The sequence below is a fragment of the Arthrobacter sp. Z1-15 genome, assembly GCF_054792395.1.
In genome coordinates this window covers 53,782-70,310 of record NZ_CP096455.1, presented here as the reverse complement: position 1 = coordinate 70,310, position 16,529 = coordinate 53,782, and the positions used below count along the sequence as shown (strand labels likewise).

The 16,529-nt window shown below is 61.9% G+C and carries 15 protein-coding genes and 2 pseudogenes; 13 read left to right on the top strand and 4 right to left on the bottom strand.

The genetic code is table 11. The features are described 5' to 3' along the window. Positions 1-32 precede the first annotated feature (32 nt). The 6 genes from M1D40_RS18550 (at position 33) to M1D40_RS18525 (ending at position 5,342) form a co-directional block, all read left to right on the top strand. A complete protein-coding gene (locus M1D40_RS18550) occupies positions 33-1,847 on the top strand; it encodes a MarR family transcriptional regulator (RefSeq protein ID WP_461171217.1) in 1,815 nt (604 codons plus the stop codon). 129 nt (positions 1,848-1,976) lie between these two features. Continuing rightward, positions 1,977-2,810 (top strand): hypothetical protein, encoded by an 834-nt coding sequence (locus M1D40_RS18545; RefSeq protein WP_461171216.1) that lies wholly within the window; start codon positions 1,977-1,979, stop codon positions 2,808-2,810. Further along, complete coding sequence (locus tag M1D40_RS18540; protein ID WP_461171215.1) at positions 2,782-3,261, top strand: hypothetical protein; 480 nt, start codon at positions 2,782-2,784, stop codon at positions 3,259-3,261. Before M1D40_RS18545 ends, M1D40_RS18540 begins: the two co-directional genes overlap by 29 nt. A 186-nt stretch (positions 3,262-3,447) precedes the next feature. Continuing rightward, the gene (locus M1D40_RS18535; protein WP_461171214.1) at positions 3,448-4,407 is read left to right on the top strand and encodes a hypothetical protein; all 960 of its coding nucleotides are present in this window, start codon (positions 3,448-3,450) and stop codon (positions 4,405-4,407) included. Between the two features lie 178 nt (positions 4,408-4,585). Beyond that, on the top strand, positions 4,586-4,774 hold the full coding sequence (locus M1D40_RS18530; protein WP_461171213.1) for a hypothetical protein: 189 nt from the start codon (positions 4,586-4,588) through the stop codon (positions 4,772-4,774). Positions 4,775-5,042: 268 nt separating this feature from the next. Then, a complete protein-coding gene (locus M1D40_RS18525; RefSeq protein WP_461171212.1) occupies positions 5,043-5,342 on the top strand; it encodes a hypothetical protein in 300 nt (99 codons plus the stop codon). Positions 5,343-5,397: 55 nt separating this feature from the next. On the opposite strand, the gene M1D40_RS18520 is transcribed toward M1D40_RS18525, so the two are convergent. The 3 genes from M1D40_RS18520 to M1D40_RS18510 all read right to left on the bottom strand — a co-directional run bounded on the left by M1D40_RS18520 (position 5,398) and on the right by M1D40_RS18510 (position 8,401). Beyond that, complete coding sequence (locus M1D40_RS18520; protein ID WP_461171211.1) at positions 5,398-5,910, bottom strand: hypothetical protein; 513 nt, start codon at positions 5,908-5,910, stop codon at positions 5,398-5,400. Between the two features lie 5 nt (positions 5,911-5,915). Beyond that, positions 5,916-6,575 (bottom strand): ParA family protein, encoded by a 660-nt coding sequence (locus tag M1D40_RS18515; protein ID WP_461171210.1) that lies wholly within the window; start codon positions 6,573-6,575, stop codon positions 5,916-5,918. Between the two features lie 1,124 nt (positions 6,576-7,699). Continuing rightward, on the bottom strand, positions 7,700-8,401 hold the full coding sequence (locus M1D40_RS18510; RefSeq protein ID WP_461171209.1) for a hypothetical protein: 702 nt from the start codon (positions 8,399-8,401) through the stop codon (positions 7,700-7,702). 670 nt (positions 8,402-9,071) lie between these two features. On the opposite strand from M1D40_RS18510, the gene M1D40_RS18505 reads away from it, so the two are divergent. The 6 genes and pseudogenes from M1D40_RS18505 to M1D40_RS18480 form a co-directional block, all read left to right on the top strand. Beyond that, positions 9,072-10,097 (top strand): ABC transporter substrate-binding protein, encoded by a 1,026-nt coding sequence (locus M1D40_RS18505; RefSeq protein WP_461171208.1) that lies wholly within the window; start codon positions 9,072-9,074, stop codon positions 10,095-10,097. After that, positions 10,097-10,882: a class I SAM-dependent methyltransferase gene (locus tag M1D40_RS18500; RefSeq protein WP_461171207.1), complete on the top strand. Its 786-nt coding sequence runs from the start codon at positions 10,097-10,099 to the stop codon at positions 10,880-10,882. The genes M1D40_RS18505 and M1D40_RS18500 overlap by 1 nt, the downstream gene beginning before the upstream one ends. Then, positions 10,879-12,039 (top strand): FecCD family ABC transporter permease, encoded by a 1,161-nt coding sequence (locus M1D40_RS18495; protein ID WP_461171206.1) that lies wholly within the window; start codon positions 10,879-10,881, stop codon positions 12,037-12,039. Before M1D40_RS18500 ends, M1D40_RS18495 begins: the two co-directional genes overlap by 4 nt. Then, positions 12,036-12,836, top strand: coding sequence for an ABC transporter ATP-binding protein (locus tag M1D40_RS18490; protein ID WP_461171205.1), 801 nt, complete (start codon positions 12,036-12,038; stop codon positions 12,834-12,836). Before M1D40_RS18495 ends, M1D40_RS18490 begins: the two co-directional genes overlap by 4 nt. Before the next feature lie 37 nt (positions 12,837-12,873). Then, a pseudogene (locus tag M1D40_RS18485) lies at positions 12,874-13,917 on the top strand (PDDEXK nuclease domain-containing protein). 718 nt (positions 13,918-14,635) lie between these two features. Next, positions 14,636-14,791 (top strand): annotated as a pseudogene (locus tag M1D40_RS18480) (TniB family NTP-binding protein); the annotation flags it as partial. Positions 14,792-14,885: 94 nt separating this feature from the next. Here M1D40_RS18480 and M1D40_RS18475 read toward each other — a convergent pair. Beyond that, complete coding sequence (locus tag M1D40_RS18475; RefSeq protein ID WP_461171204.1) at positions 14,886-15,497, bottom strand: CPBP family glutamic-type intramembrane protease; 612 nt, start codon at positions 15,495-15,497, stop codon at positions 14,886-14,888. A 329-nt stretch (positions 15,498-15,826) separates the two neighbouring features. Between M1D40_RS18475 and M1D40_RS18470 the strand changes: the two genes are divergently transcribed. Then, positions 15,827-16,525, top strand: a complete 699-nt coding sequence (locus M1D40_RS18470; RefSeq protein WP_461171203.1) for a TetR/AcrR family transcriptional regulator — start codon at positions 15,827-15,829, stop codon at positions 16,523-16,525. Positions 16,526-16,529 lie beyond the last annotated feature (4 nt).

Below are 16,529 nucleotides of genomic sequence, written 5' to 3'. Positions count from 1 at the left end.
TACCAGACTCACAGACTCACAGACTGTTGGGCGTGTCGCCTTCCATTGGCGACCCCTCGCAGGCCTGGTCTTCTCTGGCACCCCTGTTGGCCGGTCAGCCGCGTGTCCGTCTGTCCAAAGACGGCGGTAAGTCCTACCCGCAGCGCTTCGAACGCGATCTGACCCCCGGGCTGCCTTCCTACCCGGCCGCGGTGAGGATTTTCGGCAAGGACGGCACCTGCGCGGCCATCTTCTTGGACTTTGACTCCTCCGTCGCCGGTGTGGACTGGGTTGAAGCTGATGTCCGTGCTGCCCAGGACTGGCTGCACCGCAATGGTGCCCGGTGGATTGAGGATTACTCCCCCAACGGCGGCCGTCACCTGTATGTCCCTCTGGCACAGCGTGTCACCTTCACTGAAGCGCGTGATCTTGTCGAAGCCCTGGGGACCCGCTTCCGGAGCCTGGACAAGACCCCGCACCAAAACCTGTTGCACGGCTGCATGCGAACCCCCGGCAGCCCCCACAAGCGCGGCGGCCACCAGATGCTGGCCATGAGCCTGTCCATGGCTTATGACGTCGCCCGCCGGCCCAACAGTGCTGATGTGTGGAAGGCCATGACAGCGGATCTGAGCCGGGAGATCGCCGCGGCCCGCGCCTACCGCCTGGAACAAGTCGCCTCCGAAGCCCTGGAAGCCCCGGAGCCGGCCGGTATCGAGGCGAACATCAGGATGTCCCGCTCCATGCAGCGCATCGCTGTTACCGGCCTGTACGAGGTGAACCGGTACCAGTCGGATTCTGAGGCACGCCAAGGTGTCATCGTCGGCGCGGCCGCCTCAGGAATGGCCCTCACAGAGGTTCAGCGGCGCATGAAGCAGGGACTGTGGCCGGGGCTTGCGTCCTTCTATGCACGGTATCCGGCCAGGCACAGGGCAGCAGCACTGCAGCGGGACTGGCGAAAAGCCATGAGCTTCCTTCAGCAAACCAAGAAGCAAGAACCCGGAAAGAACAGTGTCCGCATTTCCCCCACAAGCGGGCCCCCTACACAGGCGGGGGGCTTACATGGTGGTAATTCCGAGGTCCTCACCGACGACAACGAACATCGCTTCATCCGTTCCTGGCGGAACGCACTTCGCCTGGTGGAGCACCGGTATCAGTCCCGTGTGGGAATGGCCCGAAGAATGGTCCTGCGCGCCCTGGGAGAAGCAGCTCACAAGAGCGCCAGCAGGCACATCAAATTCGGCGGCAGGGCCCTGGCCGTAGCCACCGGGCTGGACCACACGACGGTTGGATTCCATCTCCGGGCGCTGCGTTCGGAAAAGGATTCACTGGTTGTGCTGATCGAGGCAGGCCGCGGAACCAAAGGGGACCTCTACCAGCTGACCATTCCGGATTCCACGATGAAGGCCGTGAAGGACGTGCCCTGGAGGAAGGGGAAGATCCATGCACTGCGCCCGGTCTTCAGGGAACTGGGTCTGCCGGCTGCCTTCGTCTACGAGGCGATCGAGGACTCCCCCGTGCCGCTGTCCACCATGGACGTCGTCCGGGCCACCGGTCTGTCACGATCCGCTGCCACTGAAGCCCTGGAGATACTCGCCTCCTGGAATATGGTGTCCCGTGAATATGGATGGACCGTCGTTGCCGGCACCTCGCTGAATACACTGGCCGAATACTTCGGGGTTCTCGAAGCCGTGGCCAATCAAATCCAGACGTACCGGATCCAACGTGCCCAGTGGTGGGAATGGCTGGCACGCAATGCCAACGTCGTGCAGCTCATCCCGGCACCGGATGATGATTATCCGTGGGAAGAGTTCGAAGGTCCTCCCGATGACCTCACCTTGGCTGATCTGGCCTTCCGCACCGCAGGATAGCCGTGCCACTGGCGGAGTCTGTTAGTCCGTGAGTCTGTTAGTCCGTGAGTCTGTGGTGAGCTGATGTCCGGCAGGGGCCACTCCCCCGGCACCTGCGGGTTTGGTCCTGCGGCCGCACACAGACTGGGCATGACCAACATCCCAGCACGTCAGCCCGAGGGCATTCCCACCGGCGGACAGTTCGCCGCCGCCACCCACAGCGAGTCCTCAGGCATCAGCCTCGGCTCCGCAATACCCGACGAGAACCGCCAAGATGCCATCGACTATCTTGAATCACGCGACTTCAACGTCCTGCAAGTCAGCGACGCCGACAGGGAGACCCTCGGCCGCGCGCTGCGCCGGGAACCGGTGACCGCCGAAGAAGTCGACGCAACCCTGGAACGCAACGGGGAAGCCGAGTACCCGGGACCCGACGCCGACACCTACTACAGCGGCATCGCCACCCAGGTTTTCAACGAAGTGCGCGCGGACCGGGCGGCCTCCGGCATCCCCTCGACGGTGCCCACCTTGGCGAACTTCGATCCGGCAACCCAGTCCGTCTTCGAATCCGATGAGGACAGGCACAGTGCCCTGCGCGCCCTGGAAGAGCTTCAATACTCCTCCAACGATTCCTTCACACGGACCGACCGTGCGGAAAGACTCCAGGCTGAGGTCGAAGACCTTGAGGGGAGCAACGCGAAGCCGGGCAACCTCTTCCCCGACGACACCAGGCCTATTGCTGCCCGCGCAGCAGGAGCAATGGCCGGAGCGGCCCGGGCCGACGCCAGGATGGCATCCATCATCGCCGAAATGCGCTGGCTCGCCAAGAACGACGAAGACTACGCCTTCAACGCCGGTCCCGCCGTCATGGATGTCATCGGCATCAACGGCCTGGAGCCGGACGCGGATCCGAACACCCCGATCGCTCCCTCGATCCGTAAGTGCAGGCCCGGGCATGAGCGCGCCAGTCAACCGGCAGCCTGAAGGAACTCCCGCCGGCGGCCAGTTCGCAGCATCGGCACATTCCGAGGCTGAAGGAGTCATCCTCACCGCAGTGCCGGCCGCTGAATGCGATGACTACGGATCCGACCTGGAAGACGGCGTCTGCCCTGACTGCACCTGCAGCTGCGGGGCGTCCCTAAACGACGGTGAAGGCTACGACGGCCTGTGCGGCAACTGTGCAGACGCGGACGAAGACGACGATGATGACGATGAGCCTGAGCAGATCTTCGATATGCAGCTCCGGGATGCCTCCGGAGAGTACCTCGACTTCTCAGTGAACCGCCTTGGGGACAGCCACTACGAAGTCGAGGATGAAGACGGCACCCAAATTGCCGAGTTCCACCACCTCGGCGACGACGAAGACCATAACGAAATCCAGGACAGCGCGATCGAAGCCATGAAGGCCGCCGGGCACGCTGTCAGCGACGACTGATCCCCCTGGTGGCCACTCCCCCGCGCAATGCCAACGGCAGGTTTGCACTGTTCAAATCGTACCTCATGGACACCGCCAGCACCTGGGCTTCCCCTGCTCCGGAAGCAGTTGCGGCATGATCGCCCGCGTTCCTGAGGACGTCCCACCGGTGGCCAGTTCGCCGCGGCCATGCGCACGGAGCCAACCGTGATCCTGACCGGGACCTTTGCCCCGACCGATCAGGACAGCCTTGATTACAGGCTCGGCTATTCCATCGGCCAGCGCAGCCGTGCCGCTGACACAGTCGCCGGCCTGGCCCTGGCACAGCTGGTCGACCGGACCCGCGCGCAGTTCCCGACAGCCAATTTGTCCGCCTTGAGTCTTGCTATGATATCGATGGAGATGGAGTTGGCTGGGGTCGTCGACGGTGAGGGAAATATCCTGGCCAGCAACGATTTCGATTCCAGCGATGAGCAGCGCTCCGCCTACAGTGAGTGGGTCAATCAGGCCACCGGTACCCGGTTCAATGTCGCCGGACTGGCGCAGCAGCTCCCACAGAATGATGCTGCCTCGTGGGATCATGCCGTGGAGGCCGAGCTGAATGAGCCTGACCGTGCCCAGTGGGATGTGAATCTGGAGGGGGCCTCCAACCCGGACCACCTTGACGGCCAGCTTGGCAGGGCTCTCAAAGAGCGCCACCGCGCAGTCAACGACACTGCTGACCTGTCGCTGCTGCAGGTTGCCCATCGGACCCGGCTGCAGTTTCCCACCGCCAGCGCCAAGACAATCCGCATGGAGACCTGCAAAGACTCGGACGGAATGGAACTTGCCGAGGTTCTTGACGGCAACGGCCACGTCCTTGCCAGTGTTGACTACCGGGCCAGCTGGGATCAGCGCGCCGCATTCAGTGAATGGGTTAGTCAGGGAACAGGCACCCGGCACAACCTTGCCGGCCTGGCTCAGCAGCTTCCGCAGTCCGATGCCGACTGGTCGACCTTGCCGAGGATGCCGACATCGAAGGCCCGGACAATGCGAAGTGGGACGTGGATCTGGACGCGGTCATCGACGGTCGGCGTGCTGCCTGACGTAACCGAGACCGAGGAGGACGCCGAAAGCCCCAGCAAGTTCGGGGCTTTCGTGCTGTCTACCCAGTCACTGAGTCACTGAGTCACTGAGTCACAGAGTCACAGGGGCGATGGCAATGTGGGGATGCCCCACTCCCCACACTGTGGTGAGCCTCTTGCTGTTGTCCGCACACATCCGGATGTGAACGACGTCATAGTGACCAGCTGTTGGCGGATATGATGAAACGCTGCCGATCGGCAGTCTGACCAGGGGGAACCGCATGACCATTACCGAAGACCAGCTGCCTCCATACGAGGAAGAGCAGCCGCCTCCCTATGAGGAAGTGCGGCTGCCTCCATACGACCCCGCCAGGGCTTACGGGTACGTGATTCCCCTCCATGACCGCATGGACGGAACCTACCGTCATCCGTCTCCGTCCAGTACAGCTGAACACTGCATCAACTTTTAGAGCACAGTCCCGATCCCTGATGAGATCGTCCTCCAGACAAACGGCGGTTACTACAGGGCACGTCAGAGTGAGATTGATGATGACATGACCGAAATAATGCGGTTATGGACCATAGAGTGGCTCAAATCCTACCCGAGCCGCCCAAAAAGGACGCGCCCACGCCATCAAGGCCGCCAAGGACGCTCACACGGCGCGGTGGCGCAAGGAGCACGAAGTTTACCGCCTGAGCGTGCTTCCGAAATCTGAAGCCAAGAGGGCTGAGTGGCTCATGATCTATGACAACGCCCAGTTGGTCCGGGTAGCGCAGACGTGCAGCCGTGCGCCGCGGGATCCCGTTCAGCGCGAAGAAGTGATGAACTACCCGATCGAGCTGAGGGACGGGCAGTCGACGATCAGAGAGATATACAAGACTTACCGCTTGGACTGGATTGTGGATGCCATCCGTGCAGTCGACGAGCCCGATTCGCCGCCGGACATTTCATCTGATGTGGAGGACATCCGGGACTTCCTGCGCGAGTGGGAAGTTCGAAAGGGAAGAGGAGCGCATCAAGGAATTGCAGCGCGCTAACAACTACTGAAACGCGAAGGGCCAGTCCGGTTGGACTGGTCCTTCCTGGTTGGAATCAGTACCGGGGTGGAAGCCCCAGGGATTCGCGAAGCTCGCGCTCCGTCGTGCCGGAGAGCTCATCTTTTCGTTCCAGGAGCAGGTCAATAGCCACCCGGACCAGAGTGTTGTCGGTGATCCGCTCCCCCACGCTCAGCTTCAGGTCATTGATGGTCATCGTCAGGATCTTCAGGTCTTTGGCCTGATCCTTGAAAACACGCAGTTCCTTGCGGACAAGGAGCGAGTAATGAGGGCGCGCCGGTGCGCCTGCAGTCTCTTCCGCTTTGGCAGCAGGCCCGTTCACCGGGACAGCTGCAGGTGTTGGTTCCGTGGTTGGAGCTGGTTCCTGCGAGGGCACTGAGACCAGGGTCGGCTTAGCCGGCGCCGGAGCGGGTACCTGTTCGGATGCTGGTGCGACTGCTTCAGGGTCAGCCTTGGGTGCAGCAGCAGGCACCTCAGGAGTTACCGTGCCCGCCGGCGCAGGAACCTGCATGGGCGGCAGCATGTCCTTGAAGCTTCTCTTGACAGCCATGGACCTTATCCCTTGCTCTCGTTAACCCAGATGCTCAGCAGCTCGCGGGCGACGTCTTTATAGTCCCCTGCCGCTTTCTCGGCATTCCGGCTCGTGTCATAGGTAGTGACGACGTTGCCCGTCATCGGGGCCCGCTCATGGACTTTGTAGGAGCGGACGTAAGACTTGCAGACCTTTAACCCGTATTCACGCAGCGTTTCCTGGGCATCAGTGGCATCGACGATGGAGCGGGAGTCGACCTGGGTAACCAGGACCCTGTAGTCGAGGCCGCTCGGCTGCACGATGGAAGTGAAAGTGTTGATCAGCGGCAGCATCGCCAGCGCACTGGGCTGGGTAGGCAGAAGGACGAAGTCGGAGTTATCCACGACCGCTTTCAGTACCTCGGCATTGTCCAGATTGCCGGGGGTGTCGACGTAGATGGTGTCGTAGTCCAGATCGCGCATCATCTTGAGCATGCTGGGGTCGGTTTCGCTGACGACGTCAAAGGGAAGCTGCTTCCCCTCAGCGAGCTGGTCAGCCGTCTCAGCCCAGGTTGTCACGGACTTTTGCGGATCAACGTCGACAACGAGCACCTTAGAGTGCTCTGCCGCCACAGCGCCCAAATTCATCACGGTGGTGGATTTCCCTGCACCACCCTTTTGGTTGATGACGGCGACGACCCTCATTGATGCTTCCTTCTGTCATTTCAGCTGCTGGGTGCCGGCAGTCAAGGCCCGCCCCCTCCCCTACTGGGAGCTGCTGAGCAGAAAGCGGGATTTGCAACGTCCCTTGGTCGCCGGCATGCGATTTAGAACAAAACTATCAGTCATTTTCTGTTTTTGATTGGATTTCACTCTGTGACACGCGGAGTCTGTGAGTCACAGACTCAACTAACAGAGTCAGTGAGTTACAGAGTCCGCGAGTCCGTGACTCTGTTGCGGACCCCTCCCCCACTCTCGGTGCACCACTCCCCCGCCCTACAAGCCCACCTGGATCAGCTTTTTATCAGGATTGGCGCTACCGACAGAGTCTGCAGAATCATGTGGATGTCGGGCCAAGGCCTCCCACCTCCCCCCCCAGCATGGAGAGGGGCAGCGGGCCAGGCATTCACGATCTCTGCCGGCGCAGACATGCAGGATGCCAGCAACTCGATGCAGGAGGATTGCTTGGTAGGGCTGTGGTTGTGGGGGCCGGCTTACCCGGTTGCTGCAGCCCCGCCGACGTTCAACACAGTGACTCTGTTAGTCCGTGACTCTGGCAGTCAGCGACTCGGTGACTCGGTGACTCTGGGACTCTGGGACTCTGTGGGTCCGGAAGTTATTGTCTACTGCTGAGCAGCACTGGCTATCGTTGGCTGCAGACGGTAAACCCCAGAGTCCGTGACTCTGTTAGTCGCTGAGTCTGTTTGTGGGCCAGCGGCAGCTAGGGGTCGCTCCGCTAGTCCGTGACTCCGTGACTCCGTGAGTCTGTTAGTCACCGAGTCTGTTGGTGGTAGGTCGGAGGCAGCCAGGGGCAACTCCGGCTGTCACAGGGTCCGTGACTCTGTGACTCCGTGACGCTGTCAGTCGGTGAGTCTGTGAGTCTGTCAGTCGGTGACCCCGGAATCTGTCGGTGGCGATCTTGAGCACCTCCCTTTGTTGGCGAGTCTGTGACTCTGCGAGTCTGTGACTCTGCGAGTCTGTTAGTCGGTGAGTCCCGGAGTCTGCTGGTAGGGTCGGCGGCGACCAGGGGCAACTCCTGCGCCAGACTCCGTGAGCATGGGACTCAGTGAGTCATGGAGCAGCACCGGCTTGGGCGCCGCAAATCGGTGTCAGTTCTCCATAGGAGGTGGTTCAGGGAGGTCGATGACCTCAGTCAGTGGTCTCCATCGGCTGTCCTTGAGGAAATCGGACGGTATGTTGTCCGGCATGGGGGTATCCACAGGAGCGAGATACATGGATACGTCTCCCGTCGGAGTCCAGGAGGAAGCGGTAATAGTAACGTCGTCGGTAAAGACATCTTCCGGCAGTTCCAACCATCCCTTCACCTGAAGCTCTTCAACCAGGTGAAAGGTCTTCACTACCGCGAGCAGCTCTGAACAAACCGTGCGCATTGCGGATACAAATATCTCTTCCAAGGGGAGGGCTTTGCCGAACGACCGCCTCGTCTCATCCTCATGAAGGAGATGTCCGTATAGCCAGGCACCAGAGAGCTGTTTGTTGGAAACCGAGCCACCGTCCCATTCCTTGTCCCGACCGTGGCTAGGGTAGTCAGGATCAGCTTGTTGAAACAGATTCCGCAGGCACCCGACTCGATCACTGAACGAATCTGAGCCGACGCGTCCTCTCAGGACACTGTTTAGAGCGTTCAGTACGCTCTCGTAATGTACTCGGTCGCTTTTGAGGAAAACTGGGCGGACCCTTGCCGCAGCGGACTCCAACTGCTCCGCCGGAATCAAGTCCACCGCCCCCAGCGCTTGTCTTTCTGCTTTTGATAGCTGTATTTTTTGCGGTGACGGGCGGACTTGAGTCATCTTGGGGGCTACATCTCGGAGCGGTCTTTTTCCTTGGTGTGGGTTTGTGGTGGTGCTTCCTGGCCCGGATCGCAGCGGTAGTCAAATAAGGAGCAGATCAAGCTCCTGGCATCACAATCTTCATCGTCACTTTGCTCGCCGGCGGCTTTGGCTCGAACGTGGAGATGCTCATTTGTCGGCCGTGTGCTGGCGCTGAGCGCCACGACGTTCTCCGGACGGAGGATGCGTGATCCATTGTCGCTCTACGGGGCGTATCCGGGATCGGCATCGTCATCGGTGGAACCGGAGTTCACCTTCGCCGCAAATCTCTGGCCGGAGTACTGGGTCCGCCGCGCGTGGGGGCGTGTGGGCTAGGTCGATATATTCCTGCCATCGTGTGTCTGTCATCTGCCGCGTCAAGGTCAATCCTTGGGAGACGGCACGGCGCTTGATAACGATATTGACAATGGCGATTAGCAGATGCCGGTCGAGCCAACCTTCTGACTTGAGGACTCGCGCGGTGCGGGTGAACTGGGCGTTCTGCAGCAATGCACGGTCGCCTTCGCCGAGAAATCTGTGGTCGCATCTTCAATGCGATGTCACCAGGGCACTCATTTAAGCGGAAGGTGCGTCTTTCACCACGTCCGGAGGCGGATTTTCTCTGGGCGGTTACGGACGGTACGCTGAGTCAATGCGACTGAGAATCATTATCATTAGTGCGATCGCCGCAGCGGCGCTGGGTCTTTCCGGCTGCGGGGCGGCACCCGCCTCAAACGATGCACCAGCCACCGCTAGTGGCGGCGATCCCTTCCCCCTCGCCATCGAAAACTGCGACACCGATGTCACGATAGAGCACTCGCCACAGAGAGCGGTGTCGCTCAATCAGTCCGCCACCGAGATCATGATCGCGCTCGGACTCGAAGGCCGCATGGCCGGCACGTCGTACGAGACCGACCCCATAGGTGACGACATATCCGACGCCTATGCCCAGATCCCGTTGCTGACCAACGGCCTTATCAAGCACGAGACACTGCTCGAAGCCGAACCGGACTTCGTCTACTCCTCGTTCGCATCCTTCCTCACCGCCGAGAACGCGGGAGAACGCGCCGAACTGCACGACCTCGGCGTGCCGACCTATCTCAGCGAGTTCGACTGCACCTATCACCTAGCGGTCGAGGGCGGTGCGACATTCGACATGCTCTTCGAGGAGATCGAGACCATCGCGCAGATCTTCGACGTGCCGGATGCCGGCGAAGAAGTGGTTACAGCCCAACAGGCCGTCGTAGACGAGGGACTCGAGATCGCCGAGCAGATCGAGGGCAGGCCACAGCTGGTCTGGTTCTATTCGACGGCAGCATCCGCATCCACCCCGTCCGTCGCCGGTCCCGGCGGTCTGCCGCAGACCGTTACCGAGATGCTTGGTGCCGAGAATATCTTCAGCGACGCCGACACCAAATGGCCGGAGGTCAGCTGGGATGAAATCGCCCTGCACGATCCCGAGGTGATCGTCCTCGCAGACTTGACCCGCGGGTACCCCGGTGACACGGCCGAGGAGAAGATCGATTTCCTTAAGAACGATCCGTTGACCTCGACAATGGATGCCGTTATCAACGACCACTTCATTATCGTTCCCGGCCAGTACATGGACCCGTCGATCCACAGCGTGCAGGCACTGCCGACCGTCGCTCAGGGGCTCGTCGACCTGGAGGTGAAGTGATGACGGATGCCATAGAGGACCTCATCCGCCGTTGGGACGATCAGCAGGCCGCGTACATCACCCACCGCGAACAGCGCTTCGAGGTCATGCTCGACGTCATCGCCCACGTGTGCGAGACCACACCGGGCCTGGAACCCGACGGCGCAGGACTCACCGCCCTCGACCTGGCTTGCGGGCCGGGCAGCCTGTCGCAGCGGATACTGGAACGCTTCCCCCGCGCCCGCGTGATCGGCATCGACTACGACCCGGTGCTGCTCGCCCTCGCCGGCACCTGGCTCAGCACCCGGTACGGCGACCGATTCACGGCTCTCGACGCCGACCTCGCGGCGCCGGGATGGGAAGCAGGTCTGCCGGAAGGCTCACTACACACCGCCGTCTCCTCTACCGCGCTGCACTGGTTGGAACCCGCGCAGCTGGTCGCTCTCTACGCCACGCTCAGAACCGTGCTTCCACCGGACGGCGTCTTCATGGACGCCGACCATCTGCGCTATGACCCCACCACCCAGCATCTCCTCAGCGAACTCGCCGCGGCTGACGACGAACGCACCCAGCACGCCTCGTACTCACAGGGCGTGCAAACCTGGGACGAATGGTGGGCGGATGCCATCGCTCTTCCGGCACTCGCTCGGCACACAGACGAGCGCGACCGCCGTTTCGCGGACCGGCCGCCGACCCCACACGCGCCGCTCGAGCTGCATCTGAGCGCGCTGCGCACGGCCGGCTTCTCCGAGACGGGCGTCATCTGGCGCCACTACGACGACGTCGTCGTCCTGGGACGGCGATGATCAAGGTCACCGAGACGGATGCCGCGATCGACAGTGCGACCTCGCATCCGTCGCCCGCCGCCACCCGTGAATTGGGCGCCGGCACCGCAACCAGAGAGGCGGCGGACCCACCCGCCGGCGACCGCGTGCGTCGCCGGCTACAGTCATCGGCCATCCTCATCATCTTCGCCGCGGCACTCACCGCATCGATCATTGCGGCGACCTTCGTCGGCACCGCGAGCATCGGCCCGCTCGACGTCATCGCGATCATCTTCCGCCACCTCGGACTCGAGGCACTCGCCCCGGCACCTCCGGTCTCACCACTCATCGACGCGCTGATCTGGGAATCACGCCTGCCACGGGTGCTACTCGCAGCGACAGTTGGACTGGGACTCGCGGTCTCCGGCGCCGTGCTGCAATCGATCACCCGCAACCCCCTGGCCGAGCCATACCTGCTGGGCGTCTCATCCGGCGCCTCCACCGGAGCCGTAGCCGTCATGATCCTCGGCTTCGGTTCCGGCGCGGTGAGCCTCTCAACGGGGGCATTCGCCGGAGCACTCGTGGCCTTCACGATCGTGCTGCTGCTGATCGGGGGAGGGAAGGTGTCTAACCCGTCCCGCGTCGTGCTCACCGGCGTACTCGTGTCGCAGTTCTTCTCAGCCGTAACCTCACTCGTGCTTATGCTCAACGGCGACGCCGACTCGACCAGGGGCTTCACCTACTGGCTGCTCGGCTCGCTCGGCGGTGCGCGCTGGGAGCCGCTCATCGTCGCATCCATCGTCATCGTCATCTGCGCCGTCGCCTGCCTGCTGTTCGCACCAGCACTCGACGCCTTCACCTTTGGCTGGGACACCGCCGCCTCGCTCGGCATCCGCGTCACGCACGCGAGGGTGGCGCTGATGATCCTCACCGCGCTCATGACGGCGGCAGCAGTCGCGGCATCCGGCGCGATCGGCTTCATCGGCCTCCTCATCCCACACATAGTCCGCTTGCTCGCCGGACACACGCACCGGATGCTGCTGCCGTTGTCAGCCTTGGGAGGAGCGATCTTCCTCATCTGGGTCGACACGTTCGCACGCTCGGCGTTCGCTCCACACGAGGTGCCCGTCGGCGTCATCACCGCGCTACTCGGCGCGCCAGTCTTCGCTCTTGTCCTTCGCAAGGCGGCCACGCGATGACCGCGCTGGCTGCGCACGACATTGTCTGGTCGGCAGGGGGCACTACGATCCTCGACGGAGTCTCGCTCGAGGCCAGCTCGGGAGAGATGCTCGGCATCCTCGGTCCGAACGGCGCTGGAAAGACCTCACTGCTGCGCATCCTCGCCGGCCTGCGCCACCCGGATGCAGGCATGGTCACCCTCGACCGCGAAGACCTTCGAACCATGCGGCGCCGATCCGTCGCCCGACGGCTCGCGATCGTCGAGCAGTCACCGGAGGTGTACGAGGATATCACCGTGCAGGAGACGGCGGCGCTGGGGCGCACACCCCACCGCGGCACGTTCGCCACCCTGGACCGCGGCGATCATGCGGCGATCGAACGCGCACTCGCGCTGACAGGGATGAGGCGCTACCGCTCACGAACGTGGCGCAGCCTGTCCGGAGGTGAGCAGCAGCGCGGACAACTCGCACGTGCGCTCGCGCAGGAGCCTGACGTAATCGTGCTCGACGAGCCGACGAACCATCTAGATATCCGATACCAACTCGACCTGCTCGCTCTGCTCTCATCCCTGGACATGACGGTGATCACGGCGTTGCACGATCTCAACCTCGCCGCACGATTCTGCGATCGGGTGGTGGTGCTCCACGGCGGGGGAGTCCATGCGGCGGGGGCGCCTGCCGACGTGCTCACGTCCGAGCTGCTTCGGGGCGTGTACGAGGTGGACGCCGTGGTCGAGACCTCACCGCACACCGGGGCGCAGGTGGCGACGTACCTCTGCGCTGTCGGAGGTCGTCCGGTGACACCGGCGAATCGCTAACGGCGGGCCAGTGGGGGCGCTTCCGTAGGATGGGTTCATGACATCGGACCGGCTGGATCCACTTCCCGAGGACTACGCAGGATTGCTGGAATCTCTGAAGGACAGGGTCCGCCAGACCCGGATGAGGGCGCAGCGGACCGTTAATGCGGAACTGATCGGACTGTATTGGGGCATCGGGCGGGAGATCCTGACCCGGCAGGACCGGCAGGGGTGGGGTAGCGGAGTGATCCGCCGGTTGGCCGAGGACCTGCGGGCTGCGTTTCCGGAGATGACCGGATTTTCCCAGCGGAACCTGCAATACATGCGCACCATGGCCGAAGCCTGGGGTAGCGGAGTAAATGTGCCACAGGTTGTGGCGCAATTGCCGTGGGGCCACATCCGCACCATCCTGGACAAAGCCGAGTCCCCTCAATCCCGTGACTGGTATGCCGCTGCGGCTCTGGAGTATGGGTGATCCCGCAACGTCCTGCTGAATATGATGATGAACCGGTCGATGGAGCGCACGGGGACGGCGCCGTCGAACTTCACCCGTCAGCTGGCCTCTCCGGATTCGGAGCTGGCACAGCAGGTCGCCAAGGATCCCTACGCTTTCGAGTTCCTCGGGCTCTCCGGTGAAGTCGCTGAACGGGACCTGGAGCAGGCGCTCATGGACCGGATCGTGGAGACGCTGCGGGAGCTGGGCCCGGGGTTCGCCTTCGTAGGACGGCAGGTCCACTTCGAGGTTGCCGGTGATGATTTCTATATCGACCTGCTGTTCTTCCACGTTGAGCAGCTGCGTTACTTCGTGATTGAACTGAAAACCGGTAAGTTCCAACCTGAGCATGCCGGCAAGCTCAATTTCTATGTGGCGCTCGTGGATGACCGGCTGAGCCGTGAGGCGCATGCCCCGACGGTGGGGATTCTCATCTGCGGCAGTAAAAACGAGCACACAGTCCGCTATGCTCTGGGACGCACTACCTCGCCGATGGCAGTGGCCGCCTATACCTACGAGCAGTTGCCTGCAGCGGACCAGAGACTCGTCCCGGCAGAGGACCAACTTACGGCCGCGTTGGATTCCTTGCCGGAAGCTGCACGAGAGTAACCACGACACCGCCGTAGCCGGTGTCGTGGTGGTTCCAACACAACCGTCTTCCGAGTACGGATGGCCTTCTACTCCGTTCCGGCCCCGGGTCATCGGGCGTTCGGCGCGGGTTTTCCTTCCCGTGTCCGAAGCCGTCGTCTTGGATGCCGAACCGAGACCGCAAGACATCCGCGGGTCGTATTGATCAGGAACTGGCACCCGATCGGGCCCTCAGATACTGCTGAAACTTCATCCCCATGGTCGTTGAGGGTTACAAACAGTTGGACAGGCCGTTCACGATTGTTTCTCATCTTCTGCGTCTTTCGGCGCGGTATCATTTTCGTCTGGTGCGGGAGCCCGCCCGCCGGCGGCTGTGAACACGAACGGCAGAGATGACACACCAGGAAAAACTTAGAGAAAGGGCCCGAGAGTCCTACTCGCAGGAAGCCGGAACGGAACTGTTGCTGCGGGCCTTCGGCGGCCGCTTCGCAGCCGCCGGCAAGCCCTGGATCCGCACCAGTTCCAATGCCGACGGAGGAGATCGCGAGCACCGTGTCGAAGACAACCAAGCGCATGCGTCGCGACGCTGAGCCACGCAACACCACAAGTACCGCGGCGAAGACCCGTGCCAAGGGGACGGGCGTTTACTTCCGCCGGAGTCGTCTGATGACGAGCCACCGGACGCAGAGCCGGCAGCGGTGCTCGTAGCTCGATTCGATCAAATCGAACAGTGGTGAAGATGTTCCGCGATGAGGCACCTGATCTGTCCTGCCTGCACCCAGCCGTTCGGCCAACCGCACAGTTGCCGGCAAGCGAGAGGGTCGAGGTGATCCGTGTGGATCGGTGGATCGGTTACCCGCGGGCGGTTGAGACGGTGGGCCAGCTGGAGACTCTGCTGCTTGGCGTCCGGTTTGCGCGGAACTTTATTGACCTGCAACATCGAGCGTTTCGAGAGAACCTGAGGTGCCGAGGTCTACGCTCCGGTTTGACTATGAGCGACGCTGCTCCAAGATTTTTCGGATAACGAGAAAAGCGACGCCACTGAGCATGATGTGAACGAGCACAAGTGCGATTGTGTCTGGTTCAACAAAGGCTGCTGTTACGCCGGAATCAAGCCACCCCAATCCTCCGAGCAGCACTCTGTTGACGGACAGCTGAACTACGTGGAATGCGATACATATGGCCAGCGCGCCGGGGATCGGTATGCGTCGGGCAGCGCATAATGCGAGGCCAAACAGTATGAGCTGGAGAAAGTAGGCAATTGAGTCGTTACCTAGTGGAACTAGAGCAATCCCACTGGCGTCCACTCCAAGTGTCAGTGCCGAGCCTGTTTGCATGACGCTGATGACGACCGAACTCAGCGGGAAGAGCGCAGTGACAAGGATGGTGGCGAAGAATGGCCTCCAGCTCTCACTGAGTGTTGTCCAGACGTAGCCCCGTAGCGCCAGTTCCTCGGGCAACGCTTCATATAGAAAGAGGACGAATGCGTTGACCACGATGAACATGAGTAGCTGCGCCAGGTCGACGCGCCCGATCGTGAGCCACCCCAGCCACAGCGCCGGCAGCCAAACGACACACGCGGTTCCGAGGCCAACGGCCACACCAATAGCTGTAGGTCGCATTAACCGACGTGCGAGACCAAGCCCGCCTAACGGTCTGCGGTCGATCTTTCTGCGCAGTACAAGCACGGTAGGGAAAACTATGGCGGATACCAAGAGCGCCTGTGTGACTGCAACTCCACCTGGTCCGAAACCGAGCCATCCGTTGATAAGAAGCGCAAGTGTCACCGAGAAGCCGATTCCGGCGCAGAGAATTAGCCATCCAAGGACCGCGCGGACGATCGACGTGGCGCGAGCATGCACACGAGTCCGCCGCGTTATTTAGGTGAGTCACGGTGGATCATGCTAGCGCGAGTGAGCTGCCATGAGCCATGCCTCGCAAGATTGATCATGCAACGCGCAACTCCCAACTCATCGATGCATTGTGGTCTGTGATTCACCAGCAGGGAATGTCTGCCGTTTCCTTGTGCACCGTTGCGGATAGCGCTGGCGTGTCGGTTGGCTCTCTCAGGCACATGTTTCCAACCCGCGACGCGTTGTTGATTTATGCCGCTGAACTGATGATCGAACGGGTTACCGAACGGATCCGCTCGGTGCAGCCGAGCGGTGATTCCATCACAGACGCGACGACGATCCTCATGCATCTCGTTCCTACCGACGCCCAAAGCCGAAGCGAGATGGAAATCAACGTCGCCTTGGTAGCCGAGTCCGGCGCGGACCCCAACCTGATCAAAATCCGCGCCCAGGCTAAAGGCGACCTTGCTGGACTCTGTGAGGCGCTCCTCGTCCGATTGCGACCTGATGCGCCATCGGCGCGCGTCGCAGCCCGGGCGCGGAAAGTACATGCCCTCGTCGACGGCCTCGCTTTTCATCTCGTGCAGTCGCCGACTGATGCAGACAATCAGTGGGTCGAGGAGATCATCCGAAACGAACTCGAAGGCTGGGCCGTAAGACGCAGGACGCTGATCGGCAGGTTCTGGATCTGCTGGTGGCCTGCTGGTGGCGGGCGCGCCGCAATGACACCTATATGGCCCACGGCGTCAGAACGGTGCCATGGCATCCGTCCGTAATCCA

Coding starts and splice junctions, on each gene's coding strand:
- M1D40_RS18545 (WP_461171216.1), top strand. CDS start 1,977: ATGACCAACATCCCAGCACGTCAGCCCGAGGGCATTCCCACCGGCGGA.
- M1D40_RS18540 (WP_461171215.1), top strand. CDS start 2,782: ATGAGCGCGCCAGTCAACCGGCAGCCTGAAGGAACTCCCGCCGGCGGC.
- M1D40_RS18530 (WP_461171213.1), top strand. CDS start 4,586: ATGACCATTACCGAAGACCAGCTGCCTCCATACGAGGAAGAGCAGCCG.
- M1D40_RS18525 (WP_461171212.1), top strand. CDS start 5,043: ATGATCTATGACAACGCCCAGTTGGTCCGGGTAGCGCAGACGTGCAGC.
- M1D40_RS18520 (WP_461171211.1), bottom strand. CDS start 5,910: ATGGCTGTCAAGAGAAGCTTCAAGGACATGCTGCCGCCCATGCAGGTT.
- M1D40_RS18515 (WP_461171210.1), bottom strand. CDS start 6,575: ATGAGGGTCGTCGCCGTCATCAACCAAAAGGGTGGTGCAGGGAAATCC.
- M1D40_RS18510 (WP_461171209.1), bottom strand. CDS start 8,401: ATGACTCAAGTCCGCCCGTCACCGCAAAAAATACAGCTATCAAAAGCA.
- M1D40_RS18505 (WP_461171208.1), top strand. CDS start 9,072: ATGCGACTGAGAATCATTATCATTAGTGCGATCGCCGCAGCGGCGCTG.
- M1D40_RS18500 (WP_461171207.1), top strand. CDS start 10,097: ATGACGGATGCCATAGAGGACCTCATCCGCCGTTGGGACGATCAGCAG.
- M1D40_RS18495 (WP_461171206.1), top strand. CDS start 10,879: ATGATCAAGGTCACCGAGACGGATGCCGCGATCGACAGTGCGACCTCG.
- M1D40_RS18490 (WP_461171205.1), top strand. CDS start 12,036: ATGACCGCGCTGGCTGCGCACGACATTGTCTGGTCGGCAGGGGGCACT.
- M1D40_RS18470 (WP_461171203.1), top strand. CDS start 15,827: ATGCCTCGCAAGATTGATCATGCAACGCGCAACTCCCAACTCATCGAT.